This is a genomic window from Falsiroseomonas oryzae (assembly GCF_027856955.1).
Taxonomy (GTDB): Bacteria; Pseudomonadota; Alphaproteobacteria; order Acetobacterales; family Acetobacteraceae; genus Falsiroseomonas; species Falsiroseomonas oryzae.
The window spans coordinates 1-7,923 of the sequence record NZ_JAPSMD010000248.1 but is presented as its reverse complement, the minus strand read 5'-3'; the positions used below and the strand labels follow the sequence as shown (position 1 = coordinate 7,923).

8 protein-coding genes are annotated in these 7,923 nt (G+C 72.2%); 7 read left to right on the top strand and 1 reads right to left on the bottom strand.

Annotated features, from left to right (window positions below):
• Both OZN99_RS20315 and OZN99_RS20310 read left to right on the top strand, forming a co-directional pair.
• The coding region (locus OZN99_RS20315; RefSeq protein WP_270937078.1) for a hypothetical protein at positions 1 to 224 on the top strand (224 nt) is incomplete at its 5' end.
• Positions 225 to 655: 431 nt separating this feature from the next.
• Positions 656 to 1,480, top strand: coding sequence for a hypothetical protein (locus OZN99_RS20310; protein WP_270937077.1), 825 nt, complete (start codon positions 656 to 658; stop codon positions 1,478 to 1,480).
• A gap of 66 nt (positions 1,481 to 1,546) precedes the next feature.
• Here the strand turns inward: OZN99_RS20310 and OZN99_RS20305 are convergent, their stop codons facing one another.
• Positions 1,547 to 2,521, bottom strand: coding sequence for a Bug family tripartite tricarboxylate transporter substrate binding protein (locus OZN99_RS20305; RefSeq protein WP_270937076.1), 975 nt, complete (start codon positions 2,519 to 2,521; stop codon positions 1,547 to 1,549).
• Between the two features lie 133 nt (positions 2,522 to 2,654).
• Between OZN99_RS20305 and OZN99_RS20300 the strand changes: the two genes are divergently transcribed.
• From OZN99_RS20300 to OZN99_RS20280, 5 genes are all read left to right on the top strand, one after another.
• A complete protein-coding gene (locus tag OZN99_RS20300) occupies positions 2,655 to 3,602 on the top strand; it encodes a lysophospholipid acyltransferase family protein (RefSeq protein WP_270937075.1) in 948 nt (315 codons plus the stop codon).
• Between the two features lie 153 nt (positions 3,603 to 3,755).
• Positions 3,756 to 5,159 (top strand): tRNA (N6-isopentenyl adenosine(37)-C2)-methylthiotransferase MiaB, encoded by a 1,404-nt coding sequence (miaB, locus tag OZN99_RS20295; RefSeq protein WP_270937074.1) that lies wholly within the window; start codon positions 3,756 to 3,758, stop codon positions 5,157 to 5,159.
• On the top strand, positions 5,156 to 6,238 hold the full coding sequence (locus OZN99_RS20290) for a PhoH family protein (RefSeq protein ID WP_408611869.1): 1,083 nt from the start codon (positions 5,156 to 5,158) through the stop codon (positions 6,236 to 6,238). Before miaB ends, OZN99_RS20290 begins: the two co-directional genes overlap by 4 nt.
• An 85-nt stretch (positions 6,239 to 6,323) precedes the next feature.
• Positions 6,324 to 6,725: an rRNA maturation RNase YbeY gene (gene ybeY / locus OZN99_RS20285; protein ID WP_333779751.1), complete on the top strand. Its 402-nt coding sequence runs from the start codon at positions 6,324 to 6,326 to the stop codon at positions 6,723 to 6,725.
• Positions 6,722 to 7,657, top strand: coding sequence for a hemolysin family protein (locus tag OZN99_RS20280; protein WP_270937073.1), 936 nt, complete (start codon positions 6,722 to 6,724; stop codon positions 7,655 to 7,657). The genes ybeY and OZN99_RS20280 overlap by 4 nt, the downstream gene beginning before the upstream one ends.
• Positions 7,658 to 7,923 lie beyond the last annotated feature (266 nt).

Here is a 7,923-nt window from a genome sequence, read left to right as displayed (position 1 = left end):
CGCGCGGCGCGGCCCTGCCGCCGCCGGCCATGCCGGCCGGCGCCTACGAGCCGGCGCCGATGCCCTCCCAGGCCGCCGAGGAGTTTGCCGCCGCCCGCCGCAACGCGCTGGCCCCGGCGCCGACCGGCATCGACGCCATGCCCGGCTTCGACCCGACGCAGCAGGTCGGCAGCGACATCGAGATGCCGGGCCTGCCGGCGCAGTCCATCCGCAGCTTCCGCTAGCCCTGCGATCGCCCTGAGTGTGCACACCGAAGGTGGGCACGGCGAAGGGCGTGAATCGCCGGGCCGGAGAAGCTGGACCGGCGTCCGGTCGAACGGACGCCCCGCACGGTTCGGCCGACGGGACACAGGCCGCCCTGGAATGCGTGTCTCCCGGGGGGGGGCAGGGCATCCGGCCAGATGGCCCGCTCCGGTCGGATCTTGCATGCGCCGGGGGACGCGCGCAGCGGCTGGCTGCGGCGCCGCCCGGCCGCTTTCGCGATCGCTCCCCTCGACGCGCCCCCGCTCGGACCTGCGACGCTTCCAGGCGCGCGTCGCGGAGCCCGTCCGCACCGCAATCGCCAGGAAATTGATTTAGATCATTTCTATATATGAACCAGGTTGATTTCATCCCGACGGCTTCATCAGAAGCCGTGAATGCAGGGAGATCAACCATGCCGAAGCCCGCGAATCCGAAGAAAGCTTTCGAGATCAGCGCCCCGGACGGAGACCTGACCGAACAGTGGTGGGACTGGGCGCTCCACATGCAGACCAACGACGGCAACAACGCCTTCGAGGACCAGACCGGGGACTTCGCGTCGCTGGGCGCGGTCCACCCGAACATGTTCTTCGTGGCCGGTGCGATGGGCAGCACCTATGAAAACCAAAGCGAAATCGTGCTGACCCGCGGATTCGACGTCCGGGTCGGGACCGATATCCTCATCCCGGTGTTCAACATCGTCGAGAGCCTGCAGGACTACGCCTACTACGCCGAAGACCCGGATGCCACGCCCGATGACGTGGTGAGCTTCCTCGAGAACTACCGGGAGAACTGGGTCACCTCGGTCTTCTGCATCATCGACGAGGGCACGGCGAATGAGAGGGTCATCATCGACATCGACCGCACCGATCCCACCCACGTCAACATCGGCGAGGAGTTCTACGTCCAGTCCGACTTCTTCTCCCTGGGCGAGCAGAAGATCGGCAAGGGCGCGGAGAAGACCTATTCCAGCTTCCAGCCCGGCGAACTCGGCTACGACACGGCCTCACTGAGGCCTCAGGACGCGGTGCACGACCCGGCCATGTCGGGCGGCTGGTGGGTGCTGCTGGAGAACCTCTCCCTCGGGCCCCATACAATCCGGTTCGGCGGCACGCTGAACTTCGACGACGATCCCGAGGCGGACTTCACCCTGGACATCACCGACACGATCAACGTCGTCTCCTCCTGGTCGAGCCCGCCGCCCTGGGCGCACGCCTCGGAGCACGCCCTGGTCGGGTGAGCCTCCGCCGGCGCGGTCACGCCCCGAACCGGGGCGTGACCGACCGGGCGCCGGTTGCCCGGGTGATCAGTCCAGCTGCAGCGCGAGTGGCGCAGCCACGCGCGTCCAGCGCGCCAGGTCCTCGCGCAGCAACGCGCCGAACTCGGCAGGGCCGGCGCCATTGGCCGTCGCGCCCAGCCCTTCCAGCCGCGGCTTCACCGCCTCCGAGCCCAGGGCGCGGGCGAATTCCGCCCGCCAGCGCTCCACCACCGGCGCCGGCGTGCCGGCCGGCGCGGCAAGGCCCGTCCAGATCGAGGCCTCGAAGTCGCGCACGCCGCCCTCGATCAGCGTCGGCACCTCCGGCGTCGCCGGGAAGCGCGCGCGCGACGTCACGCCGAGCACGCGGAACTGCCCGCCCGTCACCGCCAGCACCGAGGGCACGGAGACGAACATCAGCGCGATGCGCCCCGCCGCCAGGTCGTTGAAGGCCGCGGCCGCGCCGCGATAGGGCACGTGCTCCACGTTCAGCCGCTCGCGCGCCTTCAGGTCCTCCATGATCAGGTGGGTGTTGGTGCCGATGCCGGTGGAGGCATAGGGCACGGGCTGCGGCGCGGCGCGCAGGAAGGCCAGCAGGCCGGCGATGTCGCGCGGCGGCAGGTTCGGCGCCACCACCAGCGCGACCGGGCTGTCGCTGAGATGGATGATCGGCGCGAAGTCGGCGATCGGGTCGTAGCTCAGCCGCCGGCCGATCGCCTTGGCGATGGTCAGCTGCCCGGCGGTGGCCAGCAGCAGCGTGTGCCCGTCCGGCGCGGCGCGCGCCACCTCCTGCGCGCCGAGGATGCCGCCGGCGCCGGCGCGGTTCTCCACCACGATGTTCTGCCCGACGGATTGCGACACCGCCTGGGCGAAGAGCCGTCCCAGCACGTCCTGGCTGCCGCCCGGCGCGAAGGGCACCACCAGTCGCACCGGCCGGTCGGGCGACCAGGCGGCCTGCGCGCGGGCCAGCGCCGGGACGGCCAGGGCGGCCAGGACCAGGCTTCGGCGGGTCGGGCTGCGGGTCATCGCGGCGCTCTCCTCATCGGGCCAGCCTGCCGCGCCGACCGCCGCGGGGCAACGCGCGGCACGGGGGCCACACCTGCGGACTTCATCGCGCCGTCGCCGAGCCTTCATTGCCGTGTCGTCGCATGCAGCGTTAATGGGCCGCATGGAGGCCGCCACCCGCCTGACGACGCCCGAAGCCCTGCGCCCGCCCCGCCGGCGGCGGCGCAAGGCGATCAGCTTCTCCTCCTCGGATCCGGAGACGCTGTGGGGCGACGTGCTGGGCTTCCGCCCGCTGGGCGGGCGGGTGCGGGCGGTGCGACGGCTGGTCACCATCGTGCTGTGGACCCTGCTCGCCATCCCCGTGCAGGCGGCGCTGCTGGCGCTGCCGGGCCGCTTGCATGTCGGCTTCGGGCGCTTCTACTTCCGCACCCTGGCCTTCCTGCTCGGCCTGCGCATCCAGCTGGTGGGGCAGCCGGCGCCGGGCCGGTCGGTGCTGTTCGTCTCCAACCATTCCTCCTGGCTGGACGTGGTGGTGCTGGGGGCCGTGCTGGATGCCTGCTTCGTGGCAAAGCGGGAGGTCGGCGAATGGCCGCTGATCCGCGTGGTCGCCCGCCTCGGCCGCACCGTCTTCGTCAGCCGCACCCGCACCGGCACCAAGGGCGAGGCCGGGGCCATCCGCGAAAGGCTGGGCCAGGGCGACAGCCTGGTCCTGTTCCCGGAGGGCACCACCAGCGACGGCGGCCGCGTGCTGCCCTTCCGCAGCGCCTTCCTCTCGGTCGCCGACCATGCGCGCGTGGTGCAGCCGGTTTCCGTGGTGTTCGACCGGCTGGGCGGGCTGCCGGCCTGCCGGCGCGACCGGCCCCTCTTTGCCTGGTACGGCGACACCGACATCGTCACGCATTTCTGGCGCCTGGCGCGCCGCGCCAAGTCGCGCGCCACGGTGGTGCTGCACGCCCCGCTCGACCCTGCCGCCTATCCCGACCGCAAGACGCTGGCCGCGGCCTGCGCCGAGGTGGTGACGGAAAGCTGCGCGACGCTGCGGCAGAACCGCCCGGCGGAGCCGCTGGCGCCCACTGGCGCAACCAGAGTGGTTGCCGCTTGACCCGACGCGGCGCAACAAAGCACCTTTCCTTCGTGCCGATTCGCGACTGGCCGATGCGGCCCGTGCCCCGCGCTTGACCCGGGCGCACGCGTTGCGCATCTCCCCGCCTTTCCCCTGCCGGACCTCCGGCGGGGTGGCGGAGTTCTACCCGACATGACCGGCTCCTCGCCCGCGGCGCCCCGCAAGCGTCTTTTCGTGAAGACCTGGGGCTGCCAGATGAACGTCTATGACAGCGCCCGCATGGCGGATGTGCTGGCCCCCCTCGGCTATGCCCCGGCGGAGACGCCGGAGGGCGCCGACATGGTCATCCTCAACACCTGCCACATCCGCGAGAAGGCCAGCGAGAAGCTGTTCTCCGAGCTCGGCCGGCTGCGCGAGGCGAAGCGCGCGAAGGAGGCCGAGGGCGGCCGCATGGTGCTGGCGGTGGCCGGCTGCGTCGCCCAGGCCGAGGGCGCCGAGATCACCGCCCGCTCCCCCTGGGTGGACATCGTGCTGGGCCCGCAGAGCTACCACCGCCTGCCGGAGATGGTGGCCCGCGCCACCCGCGCCGCCGGCGCCGTGATCGAGACCGACTTCCCGGCCGAGGCGAAGTTCGACCACCTGCCGGAGGCCGCCGCGCCGCAGGGCCCGATCGCCTTCCTCACTATCCAGGAGGGCTGCGACAAGTTCTGCTCCTTCTGCGTGGTGCCCTACACGCGGGGGTCGGAGTATTCGCGCCCCGTCGCCGCCGTGGTCGCGGAGGCCAGGCGGCTGGTGGCGCAGGGCGCGCGCGAGGTCGCGCTGCTCGGCCAGAACGTGAACGCCTACCATGGGGAGGGCCCGGACGGCGCCACCTGGGGCCTCGGCCGGTTGCTGCGCGAGCTGGCCGGCATCGAGGGCCTCGCCAGGCTGCGCTACACCACCAGCCATCCGCGCGACATGGACGACGACCTGATCGCCGCCCACGCCGAGATCCCGGCGCTGATGCCCTTCCTGCACCTGCCCGTGCAGTCCGGCTCCGACCGGGTTCTGAAGGCGATGAACCGCGGCCACGCCGCGGCCGACTTCCTGCGCATCGTCGAGAAGCTGCGCGCCGCGCGGCCCGACCTCGCGCTCTCCTCCGACTTCATCGCGGGCCATCCCGGCGAGACCGAGGACGACCACCGCGACACGCTGCGCCTGATCGAACGGGTCGGCTTCGCCCAGGCCTTCTCCTTCAAGTATTCGCCGCGGCCTGGAACCCCCGCCGCGGGCGCCCCATTTCAGGTGCCGGAGGTCGAGAAGGACCGGCGCCTGCACGAGATCCAGCACCTGCTGCGAGAGCAGCAGCTGGCGTTCAACCGGTCGCGCCACGGCCTGCGCATCGACGTCCTCTTCACCGGCCCCGGCCGGCATCCCGGGCAGGTGGCCGGGCGCTCACCCTGGCTGCAGCCGGTGCATGCCGAAGCCCCGCTCTCCCTCGTCGGGCAGGTCGTGCCCTGCGAGGTCGTCGCCACCCATCCCAATTCCCTCGCCGCCCGCCTCATCGGCGGCGAGCGCGCCGGAGATCAACCCGAACAGGAGAAAGCCGCCGCTTGAGCACCACCGCCCTCGCCTTCCGCGCCGGCGACGCCCGAAACCGGGCTGCCGCCGATCTCCCCTCCAGCCGGTCGGTCACGCTGCAGTTCGACGACAACCAGCTGCTGCCGCTGCTCTACGGGGAGCATGACCGCAACCTGGCCCGCATGGAGATGCGGCTCGGGATCCGGATCGCCAGCCGGGGCAACCGGCTGACCATCTCCGGGGCGCCGGAGCGGACCGAGGTGGCGGAGGCGGCGCTCGCCGACCTGTGGCGGCGATTGCAGAAGGGCGAGCATGTGGGCAGCGCCGAGGTCGAGGCCGCGATGCGCATGGCCGAAGGCGTGCAGGAGGCCGACCCCCGCCTGCCGCTGCAGGACATCCCGGCGATCCGCACCCGCAAGGGCGCGATCGCGCCACGCAGCCCGGCCCAGGCCGCCTACATGGACATGCTGGCCCGCGCCGAGATGGTGTTCGGCATCGGCCCGGCGGGCACCGGCAAGACCTACCTGGCCGTGGCGCAGGGCGTCGCGCTGCTGCAGGCCGGCCGGGTGGACCGCATCGTGCTGAGCCGCCCGGCGGTGGAGGCCGGGGAGCGGCTGGGCTTCCTGCCCGGCGACATGAAGGAGAAGGTCGATCCCTATCTCCGCCCGCTCTACGACGCGCTGCACGACATGATGCCGGCCGAGCAGGTCGCCCGCCGCATGGCCGCCGGCGAGATCGAGGTCGCGCCGCTCGCCTTCATGCGCGGCCGGACCCTGGCGCATTGCTACGCCATCCTGGACGAGGCGCAGAACACCACCCCCGCCCAGATGAAGATGTTCCTGACCCGCATGGGCGAGGGCAGCCGCATGGTCGTCACCGGCGACCCCACCCAGGTGGACCTGCCCCCCGGCCAGGCCTCCGGCCTGCACGAGGCGCTTTCGATCCTGGACGGGGTGGAGGGCATCGCGGTTGCGAGATTCGCAGAGCGGGATGTGGTAAGACATCCACTAGTGGCCCGTATTGTCGCGGCCTATGGGCGTGCCGACGCGGCGTCTCCCCGTTCCCGGGAGGGTCGCGGGCGCGCGGGTATGGAGAAGGATGGAACCGGGAAGTAGACGTCCCGGCCGGGTTTCGGCCGGGATTCGATCGGGGGGCGGGCAGGTCACCGTCCTCCTGGAGGCGCCAGGATGGCGCGCCGCGGTGCCTCGGCCCGAGGCGCTTGCCCGCCGCGCCGTCGCCGCGGCCCTGGATGAGGCGGGGGCGCGCGGCGCCGTGACGGTGCTGCTGGCCGACGACGCCGCGGTGAAGCGGCTCAATGGCCGCCACCGCGCCAAGGCCAAGCCGACCAACGTACTGTCCTTCCCGGCGGAGGTCCCCGGCTATCTCGGCGACGTCGCGCTGGCGCTCGGCGTGGTCCGGCGGGAGGCCCGCGGGGCCAGGCGCCGCGCGGCCGACCACCTGGCGCATCTGGTCGCGCATGGGGCGCTGCACTTGGCCGGGCACGACCACCTGCATGCCGGCGAGGCCCGACGCATGGAACGCGCGGAGGCCCGCGTGATGCGCCGCCTCGGCCGGCCGAACCCGTGGAAGGGCGTCACGTGAGCGCCGCCAGCGGTAACGGCCACGCGGAGCGAGAGCGACGGAACGGCCTGTTCTGGAAGCTGCAGGGTCTGCTGCGCAAGCGCGAGGCCGAGAGCGTGCGTGACCGCGTGGAGGAGCTGCTCGAAGGCAAGCCGCACCGCGACGACGACCGTCGCGGCAAGCAGGAAGACGACACCGGCCTCGACCCGCATGAGCGCATCCTGCTCGGCAACGTGCTGCGGCTGCGCGACAAGACCGCCTACGACGTGATGGTGCCGCGCGCCGACATCCTGGCCATGCCGGAGGACCTGACGCTCGACCAGGCGATCCGGCTCATCCAGAAGGAGGGCCACAGCCGCTTCCCGGTCTATCGCGGCAACCTCGACGACATCGTGGGCATGGTCCACATCAAGGACGTCTTCGCCGCGGTCGGCCGGGATCCCGGCGCCTTCTCGCTGAAGGGCATCCTGCGCAAGCCGCTGCTGGTGGTGCCCACCATCCCGGTGCTGGACCTGCTGCTGCAGATGCGCGCCGCGCGCATCCACATGGCGCTGGTGGTGGACGAGTACGGCGGCATCGACGGGCTGGTCACCATCGAGGACCTGGTCGAGACCATCGTCGGCGACATCAGCGACGAGCACGACGAAATCGCGACGCCCACCATCGTGGAACGCCCGGACGGCGCGCTGGAGCTGGACGCGCGCACGACGATCGAGGCCTTCGAGACGCGGATGGGCCCCATCCTGACCGAGGAGGAGCGTGCCGCCGACATCGATACCGTCGGCGGCCTGGTCTTCACGCTCGCCGGCCGCGTGCCGGCGCGCGGCGAGCTGATCAGCCATGCTTCCGGCCTGGAGTTCCGCGTGCTGGAGGCCGATGCGCGCCGCATCCGCCGGCTGCGCGCGCGCCGGCCCGGCGCTTTGGGCGAGACGCCGAAGCAGGCCGCGGAATAGGTTGCGGCGCGCCGCCACCTTCGGCGCGCCGCAATCCCGTTGCATCATCCCCTCCGCGCCGCGCCATCGGGATGCGCGCTGCGGAAGGGGCCTCGCCACATGCTTCGTCCGGCCATCGCGGCGCTGCTGTCCGTGCCGCTTGCCTTTGCCGCGCAGGCGCAGCCGCGCCAGGCACCGCCCTGCACCGCGCCCGCCGGGCCGCTTCAGGCGCGCATCTGCGCCGATGCCGGGCTGCGCGCGGCGGATTCGCAGCTGCGGGAGCTGGA

Excerpts from the sequence above, each read along its gene's own strand:
- miaB (WP_270937074.1), top strand. The coding sequence starts at position 3,756 with ATGACCGGCTCCTCGCCCGCGGCGCCCCGCAAGCGTCTTTTCGTGAAG.
- OZN99_RS20310 (WP_270937077.1), top strand. The coding sequence starts at position 656 with ATGCCGAAGCCCGCGAATCCGAAGAAAGCTTTCGAGATCAGCGCCCCG.
- OZN99_RS20305 (WP_270937076.1), bottom strand. The coding sequence starts at position 2,521 with ATGACCCGCAGCCCGACCCGCCGAAGCCTGGTCCTGGCCGCCCTGGCC.
- OZN99_RS20300 (WP_270937075.1), top strand. The coding sequence starts at position 2,655 with ATGGGCCGCATGGAGGCCGCCACCCGCCTGACGACGCCCGAAGCCCTG.